At 75.2% G+C, this 24,763-nt stretch carries 23 protein-coding genes and 1 riboswitch; of the genes, 10 read left to right on the forward strand and 13 right to left on the reverse strand.

The features are described 5' to 3' along the window. Window positions 1-585 precede the first annotated feature (585 nt). The 3 genes from MTQ10_RS07360 (at window position 586) to MTQ10_RS07370 (ending at window position 4,228) form a co-directional block, all read left to right on the forward strand. A complete protein-coding gene (locus MTQ10_RS07360; RefSeq protein ID WP_247463491.1) occupies window positions 586-1,911 on the forward strand; it encodes a lycopene cyclase family protein in 1,326 nt (441 codons plus the stop codon). 14 nt (window positions 1,912-1,925) lie between these two features. Then, window positions 1,926-2,657: a class I SAM-dependent methyltransferase gene (locus MTQ10_RS07365; protein ID WP_247463551.1), complete on the forward strand. Its 732-nt coding sequence runs from the start codon at window positions 1,926-1,928 to the stop codon at window positions 2,655-2,657. Window positions 2,658-2,731: 74 nt separating this feature from the next. Continuing rightward, window positions 2,732-4,228, forward strand: coding sequence for an FAD-dependent oxidoreductase (locus tag MTQ10_RS07370; protein ID WP_247463554.1), 1,497 nt, complete (start codon window positions 2,732-2,734; stop codon window positions 4,226-4,228). Window positions 4,229-4,346: 118 nt separating this feature from the next. Here the strand turns inward: MTQ10_RS07370 and MTQ10_RS07375 are convergent, their stop codons facing one another. The 4 genes from MTQ10_RS07375 to MTQ10_RS07390 form a co-directional block, all read right to left on the reverse strand. Then, entirely contained in the window at window positions 4,347-5,447 is a 1,101-nt protein-coding gene (locus MTQ10_RS07375; RefSeq protein ID WP_247463558.1) for a cobalamin B12-binding domain-containing protein, read from the reverse strand. Between the two features lie 268 nt (window positions 5,448-5,715). Continuing rightward, entirely contained in the window at window positions 5,716-7,374 is a 1,659-nt protein-coding gene (locus tag MTQ10_RS07380) for a PP2C family protein-serine/threonine phosphatase (protein WP_247463493.1), read from the reverse strand. Window positions 7,375-7,650: 276 nt separating this feature from the next. Continuing rightward, window positions 7,651-8,418, reverse strand: coding sequence for a CbtA family protein (locus MTQ10_RS07385; protein ID WP_247463495.1), 768 nt, complete (start codon window positions 8,416-8,418; stop codon window positions 7,651-7,653). Between the two features lie 25 nt (window positions 8,419-8,443). Next, entirely contained in the window at window positions 8,444-8,665 is a 222-nt protein-coding gene (locus MTQ10_RS07390) for a CbtB domain-containing protein (protein WP_247463496.1), read from the reverse strand. Between the two features lie 36 nt (window positions 8,666-8,701). Beyond that, window positions 8,702-8,853, reverse strand: a riboswitch (cobalamin riboswitch). 99 nt (window positions 8,854-8,952) lie between these two features. On the opposite strand from MTQ10_RS07390, the gene MTQ10_RS07395 reads away from it, so the two are divergent. After that, entirely contained in the window at window positions 8,953-9,519 is a 567-nt protein-coding gene (locus tag MTQ10_RS07395) for a histidine phosphatase family protein (protein WP_247463499.1), read from the forward strand. 124 nt (window positions 9,520-9,643) lie between these two features. Here the strand turns inward: MTQ10_RS07395 and MTQ10_RS07400 are convergent, their stop codons facing one another. Then, entirely contained in the window at window positions 9,644-10,015 is a 372-nt protein-coding gene (locus MTQ10_RS07400; RefSeq protein ID WP_247463500.1) for a ferredoxin, read from the reverse strand. Between the two features lie 165 nt (window positions 10,016-10,180). On the opposite strand from MTQ10_RS07400, the gene MTQ10_RS07405 reads away from it, so the two are divergent. Beyond that, complete coding sequence (locus MTQ10_RS07405; RefSeq protein ID WP_247463502.1) at window positions 10,181-10,522, forward strand: DUF6479 family protein; 342 nt, start codon at window positions 10,181-10,183, stop codon at window positions 10,520-10,522. A 152-nt stretch (window positions 10,523-10,674) separates the two neighbouring features. Here MTQ10_RS07405 and MTQ10_RS07410 read toward each other — a convergent pair whose 3' ends face one another. The 3 genes from MTQ10_RS07410 to MTQ10_RS07420 all read right to left on the reverse strand — a co-directional run bounded on the left by MTQ10_RS07410 (window position 10,675) and on the right by MTQ10_RS07420 (window position 13,777). Then, window positions 10,675-11,547, reverse strand: a complete 873-nt coding sequence (locus MTQ10_RS07410; RefSeq protein WP_247463504.1) for a fructosamine kinase family protein — start codon at window positions 11,545-11,547, stop codon at window positions 10,675-10,677. A gap of 394 nt (window positions 11,548-11,941) precedes the next feature. Next, window positions 11,942-12,847, reverse strand: a complete 906-nt coding sequence (locus MTQ10_RS07415; RefSeq protein WP_247463506.1) for a universal stress protein — start codon at window positions 12,845-12,847, stop codon at window positions 11,942-11,944. Window positions 12,848-12,955: 108 nt separating this feature from the next. After that, window positions 12,956-13,777, reverse strand: a complete 822-nt coding sequence (locus MTQ10_RS07420; protein WP_247463508.1) for an amino acid kinase family protein — start codon at window positions 13,775-13,777, stop codon at window positions 12,956-12,958. A gap of 206 nt (window positions 13,778-13,983) precedes the next feature. Here MTQ10_RS07420 and MTQ10_RS07425 point away from each other — a divergent pair, with 206 nt between their 5' ends. Continuing rightward, window positions 13,984-14,448 (forward strand): Crp/Fnr family transcriptional regulator, encoded by a 465-nt coding sequence (locus MTQ10_RS07425; RefSeq protein ID WP_247463511.1) that lies wholly within the window; start codon window positions 13,984-13,986, stop codon window positions 14,446-14,448. Between the two features lie 57 nt (window positions 14,449-14,505). Here MTQ10_RS07425 and MTQ10_RS07430 read toward each other — a convergent pair whose 3' ends face one another. From MTQ10_RS07430 to MTQ10_RS07440, 3 genes are all read right to left on the reverse strand, one after another. Further along, complete coding sequence (locus MTQ10_RS07430) at window positions 14,506-16,887, reverse strand: glycoside hydrolase family 65 protein (protein WP_247463513.1); 2,382 nt, start codon at window positions 16,885-16,887, stop codon at window positions 14,506-14,508. A gap of 298 nt (window positions 16,888-17,185) precedes the next feature. Next, window positions 17,186-18,937, reverse strand: a complete 1,752-nt coding sequence (locus MTQ10_RS07435) for a sensor histidine kinase (RefSeq protein ID WP_247463515.1) — start codon at window positions 18,935-18,937, stop codon at window positions 17,186-17,188. 122 nt (window positions 18,938-19,059) lie between these two features. Next, window positions 19,060-19,755, reverse strand: a complete 696-nt coding sequence (locus tag MTQ10_RS07440; protein ID WP_247463517.1) for a response regulator — start codon at window positions 19,753-19,755, stop codon at window positions 19,060-19,062. A gap of 235 nt (window positions 19,756-19,990) precedes the next feature. Between MTQ10_RS07440 and MTQ10_RS07445 the strand changes: the two genes are divergently transcribed. After that, window positions 19,991-20,443 carry a pyridoxamine 5'-phosphate oxidase family protein gene (locus MTQ10_RS07445; protein WP_247463519.1) on the forward strand — a complete coding sequence of 151 codons (453 nt, stop codon included), beginning with the start codon at window positions 19,991-19,993 and terminating at the stop codon, window positions 20,441-20,443. Between the two features lie 15 nt (window positions 20,444-20,458). On the opposite strand, the gene MTQ10_RS07450 is transcribed toward MTQ10_RS07445, so the two are convergent. Beyond that, complete coding sequence (locus tag MTQ10_RS07450) at window positions 20,459-21,448, reverse strand: ATP-grasp domain-containing protein (RefSeq protein WP_247463521.1); 990 nt, start codon at window positions 21,446-21,448, stop codon at window positions 20,459-20,461. Window positions 21,449-21,798: 350 nt separating this feature from the next. Here MTQ10_RS07450 and MTQ10_RS07455 point away from each other — a divergent pair, with 350 nt between their 5' ends. Together MTQ10_RS07455 and MTQ10_RS07460 are read left to right on the forward strand one after the other, a co-directional pair. Next, the gene (locus MTQ10_RS07455; protein ID WP_247463523.1) at window positions 21,799-22,188 is read left to right on the forward strand and encodes an STAS domain-containing protein; all 390 of its coding nucleotides are present in this window, start codon (window positions 21,799-21,801) and stop codon (window positions 22,186-22,188) included. Between the two features lie 35 nt (window positions 22,189-22,223). Then, the gene (locus MTQ10_RS07460) at window positions 22,224-22,844 is read left to right on the forward strand and encodes an Rv1733c family protein (RefSeq protein WP_247463525.1); all 621 of its coding nucleotides are present in this window, start codon (window positions 22,224-22,226) and stop codon (window positions 22,842-22,844) included. Window positions 22,845-22,859: 15 nt separating this feature from the next. Here the strand turns inward: MTQ10_RS07460 and MTQ10_RS07465 are convergent, their stop codons facing one another. Further along, window positions 22,860-23,315, reverse strand: a complete 456-nt coding sequence (locus MTQ10_RS07465; RefSeq protein WP_247463527.1) for an RpiB/LacA/LacB family sugar-phosphate isomerase — start codon at window positions 23,313-23,315, stop codon at window positions 22,860-22,862. A 135-nt stretch (window positions 23,316-23,450) separates the two neighbouring features. Between MTQ10_RS07465 and MTQ10_RS07470 the strand changes: the two genes are divergently transcribed. Next, a complete protein-coding gene (locus MTQ10_RS07470) occupies window positions 23,451-24,680 on the forward strand; it encodes an MFS transporter (RefSeq protein ID WP_247463529.1) in 1,230 nt (409 codons plus the stop codon). The last annotated feature ends 83 nt before the right edge of the window (window positions 24,681-24,763 follow it).

Genomic DNA, 24,763 nt, shown 5'->3' on the forward strand with positions numbered 1-24,763 from the left:
TGTGGATAAGAGCGAGGGCGGGTGGCGGGTCCGTCCGCGCCGTAGGTGCTCGGCCGGGCGGGCGATCCCGGGACCGGGAGCAGGCGCGGTCCGGTCGGCGGACCGTCCGCCGGGTGATCCTTCGCCTGTGTGGACCGCATCCGGCATCCTCTCGTCGTCGCTCTTCGGTTCCCGCTGTCGCAAAACGCCCGTTCGGGCGTTCCGTCCCGGATGCGGCGGCGGGGACGGCTCCTCGCCGTTCTCCCGCACCGCGCCCCGTCGGGTCCGCGCCGCCCGGAGGCTCACGGCCGCCCGGGCTCCGGACACCGCACGCCCGTGGCCGTCGCGCCGGCCCGACCGCTGCCTGACATCTCCGTGTTTCCACACTCCGCAGCTGTACGCGCCGTGATGTCGGGCAGATGGCCGTCTTCGGAGCGGAGGAGCCGGGCAGACGGCCGTGCCGGGAGCGGACGCCTGCGTCGGCCGTCGGCATCCGTCACCGGACCGGGACGCCGTGGCCGTCTTCGGAGGGGTCCCCCGCATCCGGGTGGGCACACGGGACAGAAGCAATCCGCGACAGGCGGCGGACCGGGGAAGGGAGCGGGGGTGCCGCAGACCGAGGTGGCCGTGGTGGGTGCGGGGGCGGCGGGGCTGTCCCTCGCCCATCGGCTCGCAGCGCCGGGTCCGGGCGGGCGGACGCCGTCCGTGGTCCTGGTGGAGGCGCCGCCGGGACCGCTGCGCCCGCCGCCGCGGACGTGGTGCTACTGGGAGGCGGGGGCGGGCCGCTTCGACGCCGCCTTGCGCGCCGAGTGGCACCGGCTGCGGGTCAGGCCGCCGCGGGGTGCGCCCGTCGAGGGGGACATCGGCCCGCTGCGGTACAAGATGCTCCGCTCCGACGACTTCGCCCGCCTCGTGGAGCGGGATCTCGCCCGCAGCCCTCGGGTGCGGCGGCTGGAGGCGACCGTCGAGGCGGTGGAGGACGTGGCGGGCGGCGCCCGCGTGCACTACCGGGACCCCGGCGGCCGGCCCGGAGTGCTGGAGGCGCGCTGGGTGTTCGACTCGCGTCCGCCGGGGAGCCTTCCGGCCGGGCGGACGCTGTTGCTGCAGCACTTCCACGGCTGGTTCGTGCGCACCGAAGGGCCCCGCTTCGAGCCCGGCGTGGCGGAGCTGATGGACTTCCGCACGCCGCAGCCGTCGCACGGCCTGTCCTTCGGTTACGTGCTCCCGCTGGGCACGCGGGAGGCGCTGGTGGAGTACACCGAGTTCTCGCCGCGACCCCTCACCGGGCCCGGCTACGAGGCGGCCGTACGCCACTACGCGCAGGACGTGCTGCGGCTCGGGCCGTTGCGGGTGCTGGACACGGAGACCGGGGTCATCCCCATGACCGACGCGCCGCTGCCCCGGCAGACCGGGGCCTCCGTCTTCCGCATCGGAGCGGCCGGCGGCGCCACCCGGCCCGCCACCGGCTACACCTTCGCCGGGCTGCAACGGCAGACACGGGCCGTGGCCGCCGCGCTGCGCCGGGGCGAGCGGCCGATGCCGCCGCCCGCGCACCGGGCCCGCGCGCGAGCCATGGACGCGGTGCTGCTGCGGGCCCTGGACAGCGGCCGGGTCGACGGGCCCGCCCTGTTCGCGGGGCTGTTCGCGCGCGTGCCGATGGAGCGGCTGCTGCGGTTCCTCGACGGGCGGACCCGCCTGTACGAGGACCTGGCCGTCGGTCTGCGCACCCCTGTCGGGCCGATGCTGCGCACCGCACTGGAGGTGCCGCGCCTGCCGCGCCGCCCCCTCGACCTGCCGGGCCCGCCGCAATCCACCGGCACCTCCGGACCGCCAGGACCCCCCGCCTCGTCAGACCCGCCGAAGCCCGCCGGGACCTCCTGTCCACCGGACCCCACCGGCACGTCCCCGTCCGCCCCTCGGAAGACCCCATGAACCCCGGAGACCGTATGAGCCTGCTGCGCGACGAGGAACTGGCCGCCGCGTTCGACCACGCGTCACGCGCCTACGACGCCCTGGTGGCCGCCAACCCGGGCTACCACGCCCATCTGCGCCGCTCGGTGCGCCGGCTGGGCCTTTCGGGCCACGGGGCGGGGCTGCGCGTCCTCGACCTGGGATGCGGCACCGGCGCCTCGACGGCCGCGCTGCGGTCGGTGCTCCCGGCCGCGGAGGTGACGGCGGTGGACGCGTCCGTCGGCATGCTGCGGCGGGCCGCCGCCAAGCCGTGGGCGGACGGGGTGCGGTTCGTCCGCGCGCCCGCCGAGCGGCTGGCGGAGGCGGGGGTGAGCGGGCCGTTCGACGCGGTGTTCGCGGCGTATCTCTTCCGCAACGTCGGCGATCCCGACGCCGTACTGGGGTCGGTGCGGGCGCTGCTGCGGCCGGGCGGCAGGCTGGGGGTGCACGAGTACACGCTGAGCGGGCGCCGCGCGGACCGGGCGGTGTGGACGCTGGTGTCGCGCGGGCTGGTGCGGCCCGTGGCGTCGCTGCTGGGCGACGGGCCGCTCTACCGTCATCTGTGGCGCAGCGTCGTCGAGTTCGACACGGCCGAGGCGTTCACGCGGCGGCTGCGGGTGGCCGGGTTCGACCGGGTGCGGGCGCTGCCGCTGCCGGGCTGGCAGACCGGCATCACGCACACGTTCGTCGCGTGCCGCCCGCACCGCGCAGGGGAGGGGCAGCGGTGAGCCGGGGCCGGGACACGGCGGTGCGGCGGGACCGTACGGGAGCAGCCCGCCGGGGCCGCGACCGGCATGCCCGGATGGTGCCGGCCCGGCCGGGCGCCCCGCGCGTCGCCGGTACGCCGGTGTCGGTGGCGGTGGTCGGCGGCGGCATCGCCGGGCTGGCCGCGGCGACCCTGCTGGCCGAACGCGGCGTCGCGGTCACGCTGTTCGAGCGGATGCCGTATCTGGGCGGAAGGGTCGGGGGGAGGCCGACGGAGTTGAAGGACGGCACCACTGTCACGATGAGCCGCGGCTTCCACGCCTTCTTCCGGCAGTACTACAACCTGCGGGGGCTGCTGCGCCGTACCGACCCCGGGCTGCGGCGGCTGACCGGGCTGCCGGACTATCCGCTGCTGCACGCGGACGGGCTGCGGGACGGCTTCCGGCATGTGCCGCGCACCCCGCCGTGGAGCGCGCTCGGTTTCGCCGCGCTGAGCCCTTCCTTCGGGCTGCGGGACCTGCGGTCGATGGACCCGGTGGCGGCGCTGCCGCTGCTGGACGTGCGCGTGCCCGATGTGTACGACCGGCTCGACTCGACGAGCGCGCGGGACTTCCTGGACGCCGTGCGCTTCCCGGAGCGCGCCCGCCATCTGGCGTTCGAGGTGTTCTCGCGGAGCTTCTTCGCCGACCCGGAGGAGCTGTCGGCGGCGGAGATGGCGCTGATGTTCCACATCTACTTCCTGGGGTCCTCCGAGGGCCTGCTGTTCGATGTGCCGGTCTCCCCGTTCCCCGCCGCGCTGTGGGAGCCGCTGGGCGCCTATCTGCGCGGTCACGGCGCCGAACTGCGCACCGGCACGGCCGTCGAGCGGGTCACGCCACGGCCCGGCGGCGGGTACGAGGTCGCCACCGGCACCGGGGAGGGGCGGTACGACGGTGTGGTCCTCGCCCTCGACACGGCGGGGCTGCGCGTGCTCGTCGCCCGCTCCCCCGCGCTCGGCGACGAGCCGTGGCGGAAGCGCGTCGGGCGGCTGCGCAACGCCCCGCCGTTCCTGGTCACCCGGCTGTGGCTGGACCGGCCCGTGGCCGCGGACCGGCCCGGGTTCCTGGGCACCGCCGGGTTCGGGGGGCTGGACAACGTGAGTGTCTTGGAGCGCTGGGAGGACGAGGCGGCACGCTGGGCGGTACGCACCGGCGGGTCCGTGGTGGAGCTGCACGCCTACGCGGTGCCGCCCGCCGCCGCGCGCGAGGAGGTGCAGCGGGACCTGGTCGCGCGGCTGCGCCGGGTCTACCCGGAGACCCGGTCGGCGGAGGTCGTGGACGCCCGGCACGAGTGGCACGACGACTGCCCGCTGTTCCCGGTGGGCGGCCACCGGGACCGGCCCACGGTGCGCACCCCCGATCCGGGTGTGACGGTCGCCGGGGACCTGGTGCGCACCGATCTGCCGGTGGCGCTGATGGAGCGCGCGGCGACGTCCGGGTTCCTCGCGGCGAACGCGCAGCTGGAGCGGTGGGGGGTACGGGGCCAGACCCTGTGGACCGTGCCGGACCGGGGCCGCGGCGCGCTGCTGAGGGCGGTGGCGGCGCGGTGGGCGTGACGGTGGGCGCGGGGTGCCGAGAGGCGGAGACCACCGGGGCCTGCCCCGCCCGGCCGGAGCCCCGTCAGGCACCCATCCGGCCGGAGCCCCGTCAGGCACCCGCCCGGCCGGAGCCCCGTCAGGCACCCGCCCGGTCGGGCTCCCGCCCGCCGTCGGCGCCCGCCGTGCCGCCGGTGACCGCATCGGGGTCCAGGTGGCCGCGCACGGCGTCCGCGCCCGCGTGCAGCAGCCCCAGGGCGCGCGGGAAGTCACGGAGCTGCCCCCCGAGGCTGTCGAGGGCCGTGAGCAGGGAGTCGGCGGCGACGCTCCGGGCGGTGAGGAGGTCGGCGGTCCAGGTGAGGAACGAGCTGAACACTCCGGCGTCGTTCACATAGAGGGCGGTGGTGAGGAACTCCACGATGTGCGCGACGTCCTCGGCGGTGCGTTCCCGCTGGGCGGCGCTGTAGCCGGTCATCGCCGGGAAGCGGGCCTCCAGGTCGGCGAGGGTCCGCCGGACCAGGTCGGCGCGGGAGCGCAGGACGGCCGTGTACTCCTGGTCGGCCAGGTGCGGCAGGTCCTCGACGGTGTGCCGGATCGCCGCCGGGACGGGCCGCGGCACCCCGGCCGCCAGCAGGGCGGCGGCGCCCCGCGCGTCGGGTGCCCAGCCGTCGGCGCCGAGGGCGTGGGCGAGGCGGCCGTCCGTGCCGAAGGCCCTGCCGCCGGCGAGAACGGGCACGCCCACGGCCTGGCAGGCGGTGACGGCGGCGTGCGCGGCCGGCAGTCGGGTGGGCAGAGAGCAGGAGAGCAGCACCGCGTCGGGGGCGGTGGCGTGCAGGTGGGCGACGAGGTGCGGGGTGGGTGTCTGGGCGCCGAGGTAGTCGACGTGCCAGCCGCGCAGCCGGAGCACCTCGGCGACGAGCCGGGCGGGGAAGGCGTGCCATTCGCCGTCGGCGCAGGCGACGGTGACCCGGCCGCGGGGGGTGGCTCCGTCGCGGCGGCGGGCGGCGCGCGCATGGACGAGGGCGGCGACCACGCGGTCGTTGATGGCGGTGGCGGCGTGTTCCTGGGCGACGGTGATCCGGCCGGCGGCCCATGCGACGCCGACCTCCGCCTGGACGGCGGCGACGACGTCGAGGAGCAGGTTCTCCTCGTCCCAGCCGGTGTCGAGGGCTTCGGTGACGAGGTCGACGGCGGCGTACTCGCCGTCCTCCGTCACCGCTTTCCAGAGCCTGTCGCGCAGTTCCGCGGCGGAGGGACGGGGCCCGCCCGCGGCATCGTGGCGGGGCGGCTCGGCGGGGTGGCCGGGGCGAGGCCGGTCGTGCGGGCTCTCGGCGGTCGTACGGGGATGATTCACTTGCTCCTCCCGGTCCTGGGCCTGTCCTGGCCGCGTGTGTTCGTGCACGGTGGTGCGGGGCGTCCTACCGCGATGCCGCTCGGATGCCGCCGCCCCCGTTCACGTCCGTGCCGTGTCCGTGTGCCCCGGACGCCGACGTTTGTGCGGGGGACGGTCACCCGGTCGTTCCGGACCGCGGCTGCCGCGGACTCTCGGCGCCCCGGTCACCGGAATCCCGCCGGAAGGTGCGGGGCGCGCTGATGGCGACGGCCGCCATGTCGTCGTGGCCGCCGTCGGCGAGCCACTGCGCGGCGAGCATCTGGACGCGCTCCACGATCGCCTCGCCGGGCAGGCCGCCGCACTCGGTCAGGGCCTCCACCAGCCGTTCCTCACCGAACATCTCGTCGCCGAGGGGGCCGCCCCGGGCCTCGGTGATGCCGTCGGTGTAGAGCAGGCAGGTCTCGCCGGGGGCGAGTTCGGTCTCGGTGGTGCGGGCGTGCACGTCGGGCAGGGCGCCCACGAGCATGCCGTGCGTGTCGGCGGTCTCGACGGTGCCGTCGGCGCGGACGACGAGCGGCGGCAGATGGCCGGCGCTGGTCAGCCGGAGCCGTACCCGGTCGCCGTGGCGGCGCACCGACGCCAGGACCAGGGTGGCGAAGCGGGTCTGGTGGGCGCTGAGGAGGGCGCCGTTCAGCAGGGTGAGGACACGGCTGTGGTCGTCGGCCAGGGGTTGCAGCGCCTGGAGGGTGTTGCGGATCTTGCCGGTGAGGACGGCCGCCTCCAGGCCCTTGCCGGCGACGTCGCCGAGGACGACGAAGGTCTCCGCGTCCGCGTCGGCGCCGGGGTGGACGTCGTAGAAGTCGCCGCCGACGAGTTCGTGGTCCTTGGCCGGGCGGTAGGCGCCCGCGTAGTCCACGCCGTGCACATGGCTGAGCCGGGGCGGCAGCAGGTCCCGCATGAGGGTGGCGGTGACGGCGGACTGCTCGGTGTAGAGGCGGGCGGCGGACAGGGCCGCTCCGGCGCGCGCTGCGAAAAGGCGGGCGAAGACCTCCTCGCCGACGCTGAAGCCCTGGTGGGGGGTGGAGCGCAGCAGGATGAGGGCGCCGGCGGGCACCCCGTGTCCCGGCAGCGGGGTGACGATCACGGATCCGACCTCGCCGGGGAAGCCGGGCGGCAGCACCCACGGGGGAAGGTCGGCCGGGTCGATCCAGCGGGCGGGCACGGGCGGGAAGCCCTGGAGTGCCTCGGCGAGGCCGGGCACCTCGTGCGGGTCTATCTGCCGCAGCCCGCGGGTCACCTCCGCGCCGCGCACCGCCTGGGTGAGCAGATGGCGGTGGCCCTGCGGCGGGGCGACCAGGACGGCCGCGTCGGCGAGGTGCTCGGCGGCCATGCGGGCGGCGACCTCGCTGCAGCGGGGCACGTTCAGCGAGGACAGCAGCATGCTGGAGACCTCGGCGAGGACGGAGGCCCGGTCCTCGGCGGTGCGCAGCGCGGTCCGGGTGAGGCGGTGGTCGGTGCCGTCGAGCAGCCACCACACGACGTGCGCGCCGGCGGTGGGCGTGGCGTGTGCCTCGTAGTAGCGGTCGCCGATCCAGCCGGAGGGCGCCGCCCGGGGCCCGGCGGGGGTTCCCGGCGCCCTACCGGTGTGGGCGTGGGCGAGCCACGGGGGCAGCCCGGTCTCGGCGACGAGGCTCAGGAGCGGATGCGCGGCGCGGTTGGCGTCGACGACGCCGCCCGCAGCGTCGAGCACGACGACGGGGCAGGGGGCGTCCAGCCAGGCCGATCCGATACCGGCGTCGTCCGCGCCGGCAGGGGCTCCTTGGGAAGGGATCACAAGCGGAGGCGCGCTCGGCGCGCACCTCACCACCTCTCGACTGGACAGCAGTGGTCTCAGGCAACCGTCGCCCACTCCGGCCCCGTAGCGCAACCCGCGCAGGCTCCCCCGCCGTCCGCAGTGGTGTTATGTCCGCCTCACCGTGGTGGGGAATACGCGCTCGCCGCGCCTTCGAGGCGCCCCGCGGGATTCGCCGGGCGTCTTGCCCCGCCCCTGGAGAACGGCGGACGGTGAGGCCCCGCAGGGGGTGCCTCACCGTCCGGTCGGCCGTGCGGGTCAGTGGGCCGCGGTGGCCGCCCGGGTGACGGGTGCCTGCTGTCCGGTGCGGGGAGCGAGGGCCCGTTCCGCCAGGACTCCGAAGATCAGCCCGAACGCTGTCCACAGGGTCGCCTGGACGGCCAGGGCCGCCAGCCGGAACTGCCACAGCAGGGTGCCCGGGAATCCTTCCGGCACTTCGTCGAAGGAAGGCAGGAAGGCGTACGCGAGCCCCACGGCCACGGCGAAGGCCGCCGCGGCGGCGAGGGTCGCGTTCCAGTTGCCGAGGCGCGGTGCCAGACGACGGCCGAGGATCACGGCGGCCACCGCGAGCAGCACGCTCAGCGCGGTCATCAGGAAGTACAGCGCCGTGCGCTGCCCGATGGTGTCGGCGTCGCCCACGGCCGGCGGGTTGGCCGGGTACTTGAGGAACGGCACGACGTACACGGCGACCAGTCCGCCCGCCGCGAGGAGCAGCGCGGCGGAACGCGGCCCGAACCGGCCGATGCGGCCGAGTGCGAAGCAGTAGGCGAGGGCGGCGATGCCGCCGAACGCGACGCCGTAGACGAGGACACCGGTGGACAGGCCGGCGGTGGACTGCAGCGAGCGGCTGACGGCTTCGACGCCGTGCTCATGGCCGTGCGCGGCATGCTCCGCCTCTTCGAAGGCGATGGCCGCGTCGACACGCGGTTCGCCGAGGAAGTAGGCGGTGACCAGGGCGAGCAGGCCCGCGGCCAGGCCGGCGAGCATGCCGCGCACCAGCAGGGTGCGGACGATGGAGTTGTTCATCGGCTCGTACGTGTTCCCGCCCGTGTCAGTGGCAGGGGAAGCCGAGCAGGTGGCGTGCGTCGTGCACCCACTCGTGCACGTTCTCGCCGGAGGTGACGGCGGTGGCGCCCTGCTCGGCGCCGACGAAGTAGAGCAGGACCAGCATGAGGATGCCGAAGAAGACCGCCCACGGGGCGATCGCGCCGACCGGCAGCTTGACGGGTTCGGCGGCGGTGGCGGAGCTGGGCTGGACGGCGGACTGCGCCATGGCAGGACCTCCTTGGGAATTCGCGTCCCTGATCGGTGGTGCACAGGAACGACGGCCGCGGGTCTGACTCGCCGGGCTCACACCTGAGGGCGTGGGCTCGGCATACAGTGGCGCGACCGTGCCGGATTCTCACCGGCTTCCGCGTTGCCGTCGTCGATGTCCGGGAGACCGTACCGCGAAGCGGAGGGGTGGCCAAGGGCGCACGGCGCGGACGGGAGCGCGCGGTCGGGCGCCGCACCCTGCGAATTCGGGCTGGATCAAGGGATGTCGGGGATCGGGACGGACGGATGACGAGCCGAGTGATGTTGATCTCACCGGCGGTGACGGCGGCGCTGCGCGAGGCCCGCTTCGACGCCGGAGGGCCGCTGGACGAGGGGGGGTCGAGGGCCGCGCGGTCCGCGGCCGGGGCGGTGCCGACGGCGCGTGCGGTGTGGTGTTCGCCGACGGTGCGCTGCGAGCAGACGGCGCGGGCACTGGGTCTGGCGGCCGTCGCGGTGCCGGCGCTGGCGGGGCTGGACGCGGGGCGGTGGCGGGGGGCGACGCTGGCGGAGGTGACCGTGGCGGAGCCGGAGGCGCTGGCGCGCTGGCTGGCCGATCCGGAGGAGGCGCCGCACGGCGGGGAGTCGGTACGGGCGCTGTGCGACCGGGTGGAGGCGTGGCTGGACACGGCGGCGGACACGGACGGACGCACGGTCGCCGTGGTGGAGCCGGAGGTGGTACGGGCGGCGGTGGTGCGGACGCTGGGCGCGCCGGATGCCGCGTTCTGGCGTACGGACGTACCGCCGCTGTCGGCGGTGGAGTTCTCCGGGCGGGCGGGGCGCCGCAATGTGCGGGTGGGCCGGCCGCTCGGCTGACGGGCGGGCGTGCGCGTGCGGTGCCGGGCCTGCGAGTGCTCGGACGCTCTGATGCTCGGGGGCGCGAGCGCTCGGGGACTCCGATGCGCGGTGGCTCGAACGCTCGGGCGCTCGGGCGCGAGGTTCAGGCGAGGGTCCGCAGGAACTCCGTGCAGGCGCGGGCGCACGCCCGGCACACGACGGCGGTCTCCTCGGCGCCGGGACAGGCGTCGAAGACGCGCGCGGCCTCCAGGCAGACGGTGCGGCACCACTCCAGCTGGACGCGGATGCCGGACTCGTCCAGCGTGTTCTGCTCGGACAGCACACGGCAGGTCGCGTCGCAGACCTCCGCGCACATGATGCCTTTGCGGCGGACGAGTTCCTGCTGCTCCGTGCCGCCCGGGTCCACCAGGCTGGCGCGGAGCGCGCACGCCCGCGCGCACTCCGTGCAGGCCTGGGCGCAGGCGAAGCGGTCCTCCAGGAACCGGATGAGTTCCTGCTGCGATGCCGAAGTCACAGCCGGCGGGTAGCCGGGCCAAAGGCGGTTCAAACCCCCGTGGGCGGGGCTCGCCGGCGGTGCCTCCCGGCCCCGCTCGGGCGCTCCGCGACGAAGTCGGGACGGTCAGCCCTGGTACAGCACCCATTTGGGGGGTATTCATGGCATATGGGTACCACTACGGCAATGCAGCTGGCCGAAACGAGCGGCGCTCTCGCCCTCGGTCCCCTGATCGTGGGCCTGGTGGTCGTGGCCCTGCTGATCGGGGCCTTCTGGCGAGGGGACATCCTCAAGAGCCGCGAGCCGGCTCCACCCCGCCCCGAGGAACAGCCGCACCTGCCGCCCGAGGGCGCGGTGCGCGAGGAAAGGGAGAACCGCGAGCCGGAAGAGGTGCCGCAGGACGGCCGCCGCCGTCTGCCGCACGAGTTCGGCAATCTGGGCACCCGCCCGAGTACCACCACGGAACGGCCTCGATGGGGCAAGGGCTCCAGCGGATCGTTCGGCGGTGGCGGGCTCGGCGCCCACTGACCGCGCCCGACAGCCGACGGACAAGCAGCGGTACGGCGCACGGACGGCCTCCGTGCGCCGTACCGCTGTCCGCATGCGCTGCTCCGCCGTCCGCGTCAGGCGGCCGTCCGGATCGCCGCGCCGTGACGCTGTACATGCACGCCGGCGTCCGCTCAGAGCGCGAGGGCGCTGCGGGCGGCGGCCAGGGTCTGCTCGGCGTAACCGCGGCCGAACAGCACGGTGTGCACGAGCAGCGGAAACAGCTGGTGCAGGCCGATGCGCTCGCGCCAGCCGGGGGCGAGCGGAGCGGCCTGCTGGTAGCCGTCCAGGACGTGGTCCAGGTGCGGGCAGCCGAACAGGTGCAGCATCGCCAGGTCGGTCTCCCGGTGGCCGCCGTGCGCCGCGGGGTCGATGAGCCAGGCCCGCCCGTCGGCACCCCACAGGACGTTGCCGTTCCACAGGTCGCCGTGGAGCCGGGCGGGCGGCTCCACCGGCACGCCCAGCTCGGGCAGCCGCTCGCAGACCCGTTCGACGACGGCCGCCTCCGAGGCGCGCAGGGTACCGGCGTCGACGGCGCTGCGCAGATACGGCAGGACGCGCTGCTCGGCGTACCAACAAGGCCAGTCGTCGTGGGGTGTGTTCCGCATGGGGGCGAGCCCGATCCAGGCGTCGGCTGGGCCGCCGGGCGGCGGGGCGCCGTACGCGGGGGCGCCCGCGGCGTGCAGGGCGGCCAGTGCGCGCCCCAGGGCGACGGCGGCGCGGGGGTCGGGCCGTCCTTCCGGTACGCGGTCGGTGACCAGCCACTGCTCGTCATGGCCGTGCAGGGCCGGGACCGGGACCGCGCCGGCGTCGGCGAGCCAGCGCAGCCCGGCCGCCTCGGCGCGCACGGCGTGCCGGCCGTCGCCGCGTTTGACCGTCACCACCCGCCCGCCGTCCAGGGTGACCTCGGTGACCGCTGCGGACAGCGGCCGTTCGCTGCGGGCGGGGAGCCCGGTGAACCGCACGGCCGCGGCGGCGGGCCCGGCCCCGTCGAAGGAGATGCGCACGGCGCCCAGGGTACGAGGGCGCGGCAGCAGCCCGCCCGGACCCGGCGGGGCCCGCACCCCCGCCGCGGAGCCGCCGGACGGTCGGCGGGACGCGGCCTGCGCGCCACTGGACACGGCTCCGCGCGCCTGCGGACGCAGCCCGCGCGCCGCCCGGACGCGGCCCGGACGCGGCCCGTGCGCTGCGTCGGACGCGCCCCCAGGACGCGCCCCCACGACACAACCCGGACACGCCTCCACGCACGCCCCCGAGCGCGGACACGCCTCCACGCACGCCCCCGAGCACGGACACGCCCCCGCCGGGGCGCACCCCGCGCACGCGCCCGCGACGCACGGAACCCCCGGACGGACCGGGGGTTCCAGGGGCCGGGGCGGCCGAGGGATGCCGCCGCCGGGGTCAGGGGTGCGCCACGACGGCGACGGGCGCGGTCGCGTGGTGGAGGACCGCGTGGGTCACCGAGCCGATGTGGGTGCCGATCCGGCCGTGGCGGACGCGGCGGCCGACGACGACCAGGGACGCCTGGCGGGAGGCGTCCGCCAGGAGCTGGCCCGCGCTGCCGGGCCGGGACTCCTCGACGACCTCCACGGACGGGTACTCCTTACGCCAGCGCTCCAGGGCCTCGGTGAGCGCGGCGGCCTGCTCGCGGGTGATCTCGTCGTGCAGGGTCGGGTCTGCGGCGAGGCCGTACACGTAGTACGGCGGCAGGTTGTAGGCGTTGAGGACGCGCAGGCGGGTGCCGCGGCGGGCGGCCTCCTCGAAGGCGAAGGCGGTGACGTCGTCGGCCTGCCCGCCCGTGTCCAGTCCGAGCAGGACGGGCCGGAACGCGGTGTGCGCGGAGGGCACCCCGGCGGGGTCGGCCTCGTGCTCGTCGACGGCCTGGTGTCCGGCCCGGACGAGGACCACGGGCACCTCGGTGTGGGCGATGACGGACTGGCCGACGGAACCGACGAGGAAGCCGCCGAGGGCACCGAGGGCGCGCGAGCCGAGGACGAGCAGTTCGGCGCTGAGCGCGACCTTCGGCAGGATCTCGTAGGCGCGGCCGGGCAGGTGCTCGGCGGTGATCTCCAGGCCGGGATGGCGAGCCCGCAGGCCGGCGGCGCTCTCACGGGGGATGCGCTCGCTCCAGTGGGCCCGGGTCTCGACGCCGAGCATCGGCGCCCGGTCCAGCGGGCCGGGGTCGGGCTCCCACACGTGCACGATCTTCAGGGGCAGGCCCCGCAGCTCCGCCTCGCGTGCCGCCCACTCCACCGCGGCGCGGCTCTCGGGCGAGCCGTCCAGGCCTGCTACAACGGTGCGGTCCATGCCGTGCCTCCTCGTCGGGGGATCTGCTTCCAGCGTCCCGGCGGGCGGGCGGCGGGCGTAGGGGCCGTAAGGGTCGTGGCGGGGGCCGATGGGCCCCGGCGTGCGGGGTCACACGGCCGGCAGCTCCGGGCGGACCAGGGTGCCGGAGCGGCCGTGGACGATCTCGTGGGCCGCGTCGAGGTGGCCGATGGCGGCAAGGCCGCCGGTGCGTTCGACGAAGAGGGCGGCGGCCCGCGTCTTGGGTCCCATGGTGGCCGCCGGATAGTGGCCGCGGCGCAGTTCGGCGGGGGTGGCGTCGGACAGCGGGCGCTGTCGCGGAGTGCCGTAGTCGGCGTAGACGTTGGGGACGTCGGTGAGCAGGAGCAGGAAGTCCGCCTTGAGTTCCTCGGCGAGGACGGCGGCGGCCAGGTCCTTGTCGACGACGGCGGGTACGCCGCGCAGGGCGCCGGTGTCGTCGACGGCGACGGGGATGCCGCCGCCGCCCGCGCACACGGCGACGGTGCCCAGGTCGAGCAGGGCGCGCACGGTGTCGGCCTCCAGGACGCGCTCGGGGCGCGGGGCGGGCACCGTCGTCCGGCCGACGCGCGTCGACGGGCGGGTGAAGGCGGGGTCGTCGGCGCTGACGAGGGTGTGGGTGAGGACGGCGGCGACACGGCGGCCGGGCAGCGCGTCGCGCAGGGTGCACACCAGCAGGGAGCCGATCATGCCCTGGGTCTGGGCGCCGAGCAGGTCGAGGGCGCCGGCGGGTGCCTCGGCGGCGAGCCGGCTCAGCTGGGGTTCGTTGCCGTGGGTGACGACGAGGTCGTGCTCATGGGCGAGCGGGGCGATCGCGGTGGCCACCCGGACGACGTCGGCCCGTTCCAGGGCGGGGTCGGGGTGCCGGCCGCGGTGCAGCAGGGCGTTGCCGCCCAGGGCGATCACGATGCGCATGGCGGGGTCCTTCACGCACGGGCCGTCGGGGGCGCCGGACGCCTGCACGCCCCCTGCGTCCACGGTGGCGCACCGGGCGCGGGTCCTCAAGGGTCCGGCCGGACCTGCCGGGCGGCCCGTCCACCGGACCGTTCGGCCCTGGTGGACGCGCCGGGGCGGGCGGACGCTTGAGACACCATCGAATGATCTTCGGTTGGAGGCGTTTCATGAGCGCTCCTGTCACCACCAGCATGTCGCGGGCGCTGCCCGCCGAGCACCGGCAGCGGCTGAGGGACATCGCCCGGGAGGTGTCGTTCCCTCAGGAGGAGCGGATCTTCGACGAGGGCGGCCGGGCCGACCGGTTCTGGATCGTCCGCACCGGGACGGTCGCGCTGGACACCCGGGTCCCCGGCCGCAGGCCCGCGGTGATCGACTCCGTCGGGCACAACGAACTGCTGGGCTGGTCCTGGCTGTTCGGCCCGCATGTGTGGCACCTGGGCGCGGAGGCGGCGACCCCGGTGCGGGCGTACGAGTTCGACGCGGGCGTGGTGCGGGAGCTGTGCCGGACGGACCCGGAGTTCGGGCTGAGCGTCACGCACTGGGTGGGTGACGTGCTGGCGCACCGGCTGCGCATGGCCCGCACCCGGCTCCTCGACCTGTACGCACCGTACGGCAGCGGCTCGCCACGCTGAGCCGGGGCACGCCCCTGCGGCGGGGGCCCGCCGCGCGGGACCGGGGCCGTGCGCTTCTCACCCCCGCAGCACGAGCCGGGCGGTCTCCCCCGGCGCGAGGGAGACCGCGCGGTCCGGCAGCCGCAGATCGATCGGCGGGGCGTCGGAGTCCGGTACGGCGATCTCCAGCAGGCCGCTCGCCAGATGCAGCCGTACGCCCCAGTGGCCCTGGTAGCGCACGGAGAAGTCGTACGAGGAGAGTTCGGGCAGCGGTACGGGGTCCAGCCACAGGGCGTCGTCGCGGGTCTCCAGGCCGGGCAGGCCGCGCTGCACGAGGTCGAGGGTGCCGGCCATGGCGCCCAGGTGGATGCCCTCGGCGGTGGTGCCGCCCTGGATGTCGGCGATGTCGCCCTGAAGTGCCTCCTGGCAGTACTTCCACGCCTCGGCGCGGCGGGCGCGGGCCAGCACCCAGCCGTGCACGAGGCCGCTGAGGGTGGAGCCGTGGCTGGTGCGGTGCAGGTAGTGGTCCACGGTGCGCTGCCAGGTCCGGTCGTCCAGACTCAGGCCAAGCCGGGCGAACAGGGCGCGCAGTTCGGCCGGGGAGAACAGATAGCCGAGCATGAGGACGTCGGCCTGTTTGGAGGCCTGGTAGCGGTTGGGGGTGTCGCCCTCGGCCTCCAGGATGCGGTCGAGGCGGCGGATGTCGCCGTACCGGTCGCGATAGCCGTCCCAGTCCAGCTCGGCGAGGTCGCCGTAGCCCTCGAACTGGCTGATGACTCCGCGGTGGAAGGGCACGTGCAGGGTGCGGGAGACCTCCTCCCAGCGTTCGCGTTCGGCGTCGTCGGGGCCGGTCCGCTCGAGGAGTTCGCGGCGGCGCGGCTCGGGCAGCGTGTCCAGCAGTTCCAGGGCGCGCGCGAGCACCCAGGCGGCGGTGACGTTGGTGTAGGCGTTGTCGTCGAGGCCGGGCTCGTCGGCGTCCGGGTAGGCGTCGTGGTATTCGTCGGGGCCGACGACGCCTTTGATGCGGTGGCGTTCCAGCACGGGGTCCCACTGGGCGGAGTCGGCCCAGAAGCGGGCGATCTGGAGCAGCATCTCGGCGCCCTTGGTGTGCAGGAACTCGGTGTCGCCGGAGGCCTGGCAGTACTGCCACACGTTGTACGCGACGGCGGAGCCGACGTGGTGCTGGAGCCGGGAGTGGTCCGGCAGCCAGCGCCCGGAGCGCGGGTTGAGGTGCAGTTCCTGGGTCTCCTCGCGGCCGTCGCTGCCGCTCTGCCACGGGTACATGGCGCCGCGCCGGCCGACGGCGCGGGCGTTGGCGCAGGCCTGCTCCAGGCGGCGGTGGCGGTAGTGCAGCAGGCCGCGGGAGACCTCGGGGAAGTGCAGGTTCAGATACGGCAGCACGAACAGCTCGTCCCAGAAGACGTGGCCGCGGTAGGCCTCGCCGTGCAGTCCGCGGGCGGGGACGCCGACATCGAGGTCGGCGGTGTGCGGGGACAGGGTCTGAAGCACATGGAACAGGTGCAGGCGCAGGATGCGGCCGGACTCGCCGGGCACCTCCAGGTCGGCGCGCCGCCACAGCTGGTCCCAGGCGGTGAGGTGGGTCTCCAGCAGGCCCTCCCAGTCGGGGGCGTGGCGGACGCGGGCGACGGCGGCGTGCAGCGGATCGCTGATCGCGGGGTCGCGGGAGGTGTGCAGGGCGATCGTCTTGTCGACGGTGGCGACGACGCCTTCGGCGAGTTCCAGCCGGGCCAGCTGGACGGCGCGCGGGTTGGCCGGGCGGGCCTCGACGGGGGCGGCGGCGGTGAGGCGGGCTGCCGTGCCGATGCGGATGTCGGAGGTGCGGGTGCGGCAGCGCAGCCACACCGTGCCGGGGGTGTCGGTGCCGGAGTGGGCGTGGGTGAGGTGGCGGCCCTCAAGGTCGCGGTAGCGGGCGACGCCCGCGTTGGTGACGCCGCCGTCCAGGGCGGACTCGACCTCCAGGGTGCCGGACCAGCCCTCGGCGGTGAACTCGGTGCGCAGCGCGGCGAGATGGGGGTCGGCCATGTGGACGAGGCGCAGCTGGTGCACGAGGAGGGACCGGCCGGCACCGAGGTCGTAGCGGGTACGGCGCTCCAGCAGCCCGGAGCACAGCACGAGCCGCAGCTCGTGGTCGAGGACCGGGGCGGTGTCGGGGTGCAGCCATGTCCCGCCCTCGGGGCGGAACCGCAGCGGCAGCCAGTTCGGCACGTTGACCATGTCCTCGTTGGACACGCGCCGCCCGGCCACCTCGGAGGTGAGCCGGTCGTAGCAGCCAGCGACATAGGTGCCGGGGTAGTGCGACTCGTCCGCGGTGCACTCGGGCAGCGCGCCCCGGGTGGCGAAGTACCCGTTGCCCAGGGTGCACAGCGACTCCCGCAGCCGTTCGTCGGCGGGACGGTACCCCTGGTACTCCCAACTCCAGCCGCTCTCGGTGCTCGTCACCTCTGCGGTCCTCCTCCCGTGTGCGCCGTCCCCGCGCCGGGCGGGCGCCGCCGGTACCGGTCGGGCCCCGGGTTCCCTTCCCGGCGGGCCTCAGCCCTGGTGGACGGGGCGTGGCTGTGGTGTGCTGGGGGGTGACGGGAAGGACCGTTTCGAACGACGCGGAGAAGCGGCTTCGGCCGCGCACCGCGCAATGAGGATCCGCAAGAAGCGGATGGTCCTTCCCGCCGCCCCTTCTCACCGGCGGGCGACGGCCGGCGGCGTCGCCGGGGCGGGGCCGGCCGGCGGGGCGGGGCTTTGGTCATGTCTCCCGCTCCCCCACGGGCACCCGCCACTCCAGTTCGGTGCCGCCGCCGTCCGGGCTGCGTGTGTGCAGGGCTCCGCCCAGCTGTTCGGCGCGTTCGGCCATGTTGCGCAGACCGCTGCGGCGGCCCCCTTCGGGCAGTCCGACGCCGTTGTCGGTGACGGTCAGGCGTATCTCGCGGCCGTCGGTCTCCAGCGCGACGGCCGCGCGGTCGGCGCGGGCGTGCCGGGCGATGTTGGTGAGGGCCTCGGACAGGACGGCCATCAGATGGTCGGCGGTCTCCCTGGACACATGGGTGTCGATGAGGCCCTCCATGCGGACGCTGGGTGCGAAGCCCAGCACGGGTGCTGCCTCGCCGACGGCGCGGACGACGCGGGCGCGCAGCCCGGAACGGGCGGAGCCGTCGCGGGAGCGCAGACCGAAGATGGTCGAGCGGATGATCTTGATGGTTTCGTCGAGGTCGTCCACGGCCCGTACGACGCGCTCGGCGGCCTCCTGGTGCTCGATGAACCGGCCGGCGCTCTGCAGGGTCATACCGGTGGCGAAGAGCCGCTGAATGGCCAGATCGTGCAGGTCGCGGGCGATACGGTCGCGGTCCTGGAGCACCGCGATCTCCTCGGCGTCCCGCCGCCGGTCGGCCAGCTCCATCGCGACGGCGGCCTGCGCGGCGAACCCTTGCAGGGGTTCGATCTCCTTGTCGGAGAACGCCGTCTGACCGGCTTCGCGCACCAGCAGCACCACGCCCCGGACGCCTTCGACGCCGGTGCCGACGGGTACGGCGACGGCCGGGCCGAGCCCGGTGAAGCGGGTGGGTCCGGCCCACACGCGCTGGTCGGTGACGATGTCCTCGCTGGTGACGGGGGCGGCGGTGCGGAAGGCCTCGCCCATGAGGCTGCCGTCCACCGGCAGCACCAGCCCGCGGTGGAGTTCGGCCTCGGTGCCGGTGGCGAGTTCGACGCTGAGCGACTGCGTGTCCTCCACCGGCATGGCCACCGCGGCGAGGGCCGCCCCGGTGATCTCCCGGGCCCGTTCGGCGAGCAGGCCGAGCACCTCGGCGCGTTCGGCGCCGGACATCAGGCCGTGCGTGATCTCGGCGGTGGCCCGCAGCCAGCGCTCCCGCAGCCGGGACTCCTCGTACAGGCGGGCGTTGTCGATGGCGACGCCGGCCGCGACGGCGAGGGTGGACAGCACCGACTCGTCCTCCTCGTCGAACTGGAGGCCGCCGCGCTTCTCCGTCAGGTACAGGTTGCCGAAGACCTGGTCGCGCACCCGGATGGGGACGCCGAGGAACGTGTTCATCGGCGGGTGGTGCGGCGGGAAGCCGTAGGAGGCGGGGTGCTGGGACAGCTTGGCTAGCCGCAGCGGCTCAGGGTGGCGGATGAGCTCGCCGAGGATGCCGTGCCCTTCCGGGTAGTGGCCGATGCGGGCGATCTGCTGCTCGGTGACGCCGACGGTGTGGAACGCCGACAGCCGCCTGCCGTCGGGGCCGATCACGCCGAGCGCCGCGTACTCGGCGTCCACGAGCGCCGCCGCCGCCTCCACGATGCTGCGCAGCGCCTGCTCGAGGTCCAGTTCGCGGCCGACCGACAGCACCGCCTCCAGCAGGCTGTGCACCCGGTCGCGGGTGCCGCGGGCGGCGTCGATCCGGGCTTGCAGCTCCTCCAGCAGCTCGTCCAGCCGCAGCTGGGGCAGCCGCACCCGGGCGCCTCCGGGTCCCTCGGTCCGCCGTGCCCCTTCGGTCCCTGCCACCCCTGGTCCTTTCGAGCCTCACCGCACGACCGGCCCGTGCGCCGGCCATGAGCCCACGGTATCGGTCCACAGGGGCCCGGTGCCGCCCGAAGGGGTACGAAGGTGGCCGAAACCGGCGACGATCAGTGCCCGGACTGCCGCAGCCGGTCCTGCGCCTGGGTGGCGATGACCGCGGCCTGCACCCGCCGTTCCACGCCGAGCTTGGCCAGCAGGCGGGAGATGTGGTTCTTCACCGTCTTCTCGGCGAGATACAGCCGCTGGCCGATCTGCCGGTTGGTCAGCCCGTCGCCGATCAGGGCGAGGATCTCCCGTTCCCGCTCGGTGAGGCCGGCCAGCACCGGCGGCTGCTCCTCCTCCTGGTGCTGGTCGTGGCGGAGCCGGTCCATCAGCCGGGCGGTCGCGCTCGGGTCCAGCAGGGACTGTCCGGCGGCGACCTTGCGGACGGCGCTGACCAGGTCGGAGCCCTGGATCTGCTTGAGCACATAGCCGGAGGCGCCCGCCATGATCGAGTCGAGCAGGGCCTCCTCGTCGTCGAAGGACGTGAGCATCAGGCAGGCCAGTTCGGGCATGCGCGAGCGCAGCTCCCGGCAGACGGTGACGCCGTCGCCGTCGGGCAGCCGCACGTCCAGCACGGCGACGTCGGGGCGCAGCGCCGGCACCCGGACCAGGGCCTGCGCGACGGTGCCGGCCTCGCCGACGACGCTGATGTCCGGTTCGTCGTTCAGCAGGTCGTGCACGCCCCGCCGTACGACCTCGTGGTCGTCCAGCAGGAAGACCCGGATCGGTTCGCCGGGGCCGGGCCGCTGGCTGTCCGCCATCGGGCGCTCCTTGTCGATGTCTGTGGTGGTGCTGTCGGGGCGGGGGTCCCAGGGACGGGTACCCACCCTGCCAGGGATACTTCGCCTTCCGGGACCGGAAGACCAGGGCCGAAAGGCCCTTCCCCGGCGGCGCGGGGCGCGGTTCGAATGATCTGACACGGCGGAAGCCCCTGGCAGAGGGTTCCCCCGCCCCGGACCGCACGCTTCCCGCCCCTTCTCACCCACGGAAACCGCCATGGCTCTGGACCACGCTCCGCCGGCTCCGGCAGGGCCCCGCCGGACCGTCGAGCTCGACGGTGCGGAGGCCCTGCGGCTGCTGGGCAGCGTCTCGTTCGGACGGATCGTCTTCACGCGGCAGGCTCTGCCGACGATCCGCCCGGTCAATCATGTCCTGGACGGCGGTGACATCGTCATCCGCACCCATGAGAGCGGCGCCCTGACGACTCGGACCCGGCAGGCCGGTGAGCCGGGTGTCGTGGTGGCGTACGAGGCGGACGACATCGACCCGGGGACCCACCTCGGCTGGAGCGTGGTCGTCACCGGGTACGCCCGGCTGATCACCGACCCGGCCGAGCTGGCCCGTTTCCGCAGGATGCTGCACCCGTGGGTGGACCGCACCATGGATCACGCGGTGCGGATCCACCCCGATCTGATCACGGGGATACGGCTGACCGCCGCCGATCCGTGAGCCCGTGCCGTCGCCTCAGCCGGCGGCGGCCGGGCGCGCGGGCCGGGTGCCGCCTCCGCGGTGGCCGCCGCGGGCCCGGGTCAGGGCGTCCAGGTGGGCGCGGATGTACGGGACGGCCACGGTCTCCAGCTCGCCGGGGACGAACGCGGGCTGGACGTTGACCTCGAAGACGACGCCGCCGTTCTCGACGGCGAGGTCCACCCCGGCGAAGGGCAGTCCCACGGAGGCGGTGGCGGCGAGGGCGAGTTCGGTGAGCCGGGGGTGCAGATCGGCGGGGGCGATGGGGACGGGTGTGGCGCCCTGGCTGGTGTTGCAGGGGGTGTCCAGCGCGGGCTGGAGGTGTTCACGGGCGTGGACGACCTGCCCGTCCAGCACGAAGACGCGGAACTGGTGGCGCTGTCCGTCGGGGGTGAGGTTCCCGGCGTCGCGGGAGAGCAGCCAGTCGGTGTCGCGGGCGGCGTAGAAGGCGGCGGCGTCGAGGAGTTGCTCCTCGGTGGTGATGTGGAAGGTGTCGTTGCCGCCGGTGCCGACGACGGGCCGGGCCCAGGTGTCCCGGCCGAGCTTGTCGAAGGCGTTGCGGGCCTCGTCGGGTGCGGGGCGGGACAGGACGAGGGTCTCCATGTGGGCGACGCCGTCGCGCCGGAACCGTTCCACGGTGAGGTTCTTCTCGGTGGCGGTGCGCCAGGCGGCCGTGCCGGTGCCGAGGGTGACCACGTCGTGCCGTTCCAGCAGGGCCTGGAACGCGGCGAGTTCATGGCGGCGGTGCGGCGGGATCTCGTACAGGACGACGATGTCGGGGGTGAAGTCGATGCCTTCGGAGGGGACGTGGAGCCGTAACCGGTGTCCGTCGCGGATGCCGCGGCCGGTGCCGCCGGTGGCGAAGTGACGGGAGTCGACACGGACCGGCGGAGCGCCGGTGAGCAGGCCGATCGCGTCGGCGAGGTACTCGCTGCACCGTTCGGGCGAGGTGGGGTCGGCGATCAGGGCGACTCGGGGTCGGGACACTTCAGCCTCCAGCGACTGACGACGCGCACGGTGCCGCGCGCTCTCGGCGGACGGCCCGAGCGGGGTTCGAGGGAACGGTGGTGCCTGTCGCGCGGGCGGTGGGAGGGTCCGCCCGGCCGATCGGTGGTTCAGCGCTGTGGCGCCACACTGTAGGCGTCCGGCGGGAGGTCATGACAGGGCGCACATCGGCCGCCCTTCTGCTCCGCCCCTGCGCCGTACGCCCCGGAACGTGCGCCCTGCGGTGGGGGCGGGCGGCCCCGTCGCCCCGGCGGCATCCGGCACCGTCGGGCCCGGCGGCTGGGGCCGGTAGGCCCTTCCGCCAAACCGGTGCCGACCGGTTCGCTGTGACCATGGCCGAAACACCCACCGGGTCCGCCCCGGGCACCACAGCGGTCGTCGCCTCCCCGACGGCCGTCCTCGCGCCGAGCGGTGACCTCGATCTGCTGACCGCCCCGGCGCTGTCGGACCGCCTGGACGCGCTCACGGACGGCCCGTGCCCGGACGTCGTGCTGGATCTGCGCGCGGTGTCCTTCATCGACTGCGCCGGGATATCGGTGCTGTGCCGGGCCCGCAACCGGGTGCGGGCGCGCTACGGGCGGCTGCGGCTGGTCACGGACAGTGCGCGTTTCCGGCGCATGTTGCGCCAGGTCCGGCTCGACGGCGCGTTCGACATACTCCCCGGGCTGCCGTCGGCCGAGGACGGCAGGACGCTGGTGTCAGGGGCGGCGCCGGGGCTCTGACCCGGGCCGCGCGGCGGCGGCCGACGGGACCGCGGGTGCCGGGGCACGGCGGTGCGGGTGCGGGAAGGAGGTGCGGTCCGTGGACGGCAGGTGCGGCACGGGCCCTGTGGCGGTGGCGGGGCAATCCGCTGCGCCGGCGCGAGGACGTCCTGGAGGCATGGATCGTCCTGGCGGTGTGGGCGGTCGTCACGGTGGGCGGTTCACTGGTCGGGGTGCTGGCGGGGCATGCCGCCGACGAGACCTTCGCCCGCCAGCGCGCGGAGCGCCACCCGGTGCGGGCGGTCCTGCTGACGTCCTCGTCGCGGCTGCCCGCATCGGATTCGGCCGTCGACGACCGCGCCCCGGCACGGGTGCGGTGGACGGCCCCGGACGGCACCACCCGCACCGGTTCGACGCTGGTGGGCACCGGGCTCAAGGCCGGTACGAAGGTCGTGGTCTGGGTGGATGCGCGCGGCGGCCTCACCAGGCAGCCGTCGGACCGCGCGGCGGCGACCGTCGAAGCGGTCCTGTTCGGCATGGCCGCCGCCCTCGGGCTCGCCCTTCCGACGCTCGGCGCGGGCGCGCTGCTGCGCCGGCACCTGGACCGACGCCGTATCGAGGCGTGGGGCCGGGAGTGGGACCAGGTCGAGCCGAAGTGGAGACACCGCACCGGCTGACCCGCCGCCGGCGGACTACCCGGCGGCCCGGTCCGCGTCCAGGCGTCCCACCCGTGCCACGTTCTCCCGGTCCTCGGCGTCGTCGCTGGGCTCGGCCGCGAACCAGGCGTCGAGGATCTCCTTGAGCAGCGGCTCGGAGGTCAGACGGAGGCTGAGCGCGAGGACGTTGGCGTCGTTCCAGCGGCGCGCGCCGTCCGCCGAGTAGGCGTCGGTGCACAGCGCCGCGCGTACGCCGGGCACCTTGTTGGCGGCGATCGACGCGCCCGTGCCGGTCCAGCAGCACACGACGGCCTGGTCCGCGCGTCCGTCGGCCACCTCGCGGGCCGCCGCCTCGGAGCAGGCGGCCCACTGCGGGTCGTCGCCGGCGCGCAGGGCGCCGTACGGGATCACCTCGTGGCCGCGCCGCTCCAGTTCGGCCAGCAGGGCACGGGCGACGGGTTCGTCCATGTCGGAGGAGACGGAGATCCTCATGCCGGGCAGCCTACAGCGGCTTCCGCCGTGCATCCGACCGGAATCGGTCCGTTCAACATTCGAGACGATCTGTCTCGACATGCGGGTGGTGTGCCATGGTTGCAGCGTCCACGTACCTAGAGAGGGAGGGACGCCATGCGACGCTGGGGCATGCTCGCCCTGGGCACCGCCGCACAGACGGTCGCCTGCGTCTTCGTCTACGGACTGCCGTATCTTTCGGACGAGTTGAGAAACGGCTCCGGGCTGACGCTCGGTCAGGTCGGGCTGCTCGTCGCGTGTCCGACGGCGGGCCTCGTGCTGGCGCTGGTCGCATGGGGTGCGCTGGCCGACCGGATCGGTGAGCGGGTCGTGATCGTGGCGGGGCTGGCCGGGTCGGCGGTGCTGCTCGGCGCCGGCAGCACGGTGGAGGGGCTGGTGCCGCTCGGCGTCGTGCTCACTCTGGCGGGCGCGGCGAGCGCATCGGTGCACGCGGCGAGCGGCCGGCTGGTGGTGGGCTGGTTCTCGGCCGAGGAGCGGGGCCTGGCCATGGGCATCCGGCAGACGGCGACGCCGCTCGGCATGGGACTCGCGGCCCTGGTGGTGCCCGCGTTGGCGGCACGGGCGGGGGTGAGCGGGTCGCTGCTGTTCAGCGCCGTGCTGTGCGGTGTCGTCGCGGTGCTGGTCGGCATGCTGGCCGCGGATCCGCCGCGCCCGGCGTCCGCGGCACCGGAGGAGCCGTCCGGCAGCCCCTACCGGCAGGCCGCGTTGTGGCGGGTGCACGCCTCCAGTGCGCTGCTGTGCGTGCCGCAGTTCACGGCGGGCGCGTTCGGGATGGTGTTCCTGGTCGAGGTACGGGGCTGGAGTGCCGTCCAGGCGGGCCAGCTGCTCGCTGTCGCCCAGGTGCTGGGCGCGGGCTCGCGGATCGCGGCGGGACGCTGGTCGGACCGGGTGGGCAGCCGGGTGCGGCCGATGCGGCGGCTGTCGCTGTGCATCGCCGTCGTGATGGGGCTGACGGCGCTGGGCGCCGTGTGGCCGTCGCCGCTGACGGACGCGGCCGTGGTGCTGGCCTGCGGCATCACCGCGAGCACCAACGGCCTCGCCTTCACGGCGACCGCGGAGCTGGCGGGCAGGGCGTGGTCGGGGCGGGCCATGGGTGTGCAGAACACCGGGCAGAACCTGGCGGCGTCCCTGACCCCGCCGCTGCTGGGCGCGCTGATCGGCGCCGCGGGGTACGCGTGGGGGTTCGCTCTGGCGGCCGGGATCGCGGCGGCGGCGAGCGCGGTGGTGCCGGCGGGGCCGGTGCGCGGCGGGCCGGGCTCCCGGGTGAAGGCCTGGGGCGGCGCACGGGCGGGGCGGACGACGGCCCCGGCGGGCCGGCGGGGCTGACGGCGCCCCGGCGGGCATCGCGCCCGACAGCGGCGCGGAACGGCGAGCGGGGTCGGACGGCCCCGGGAACGCCCCGCACCCGC

The organism is Streptomyces sp. XM83C, from assembly GCF_023072675.1.
GTDB lineage: Bacteria > Actinomycetota > Actinomycetes > Streptomycetales > Streptomycetaceae > Streptomyces > Streptomyces thermocoprophilus.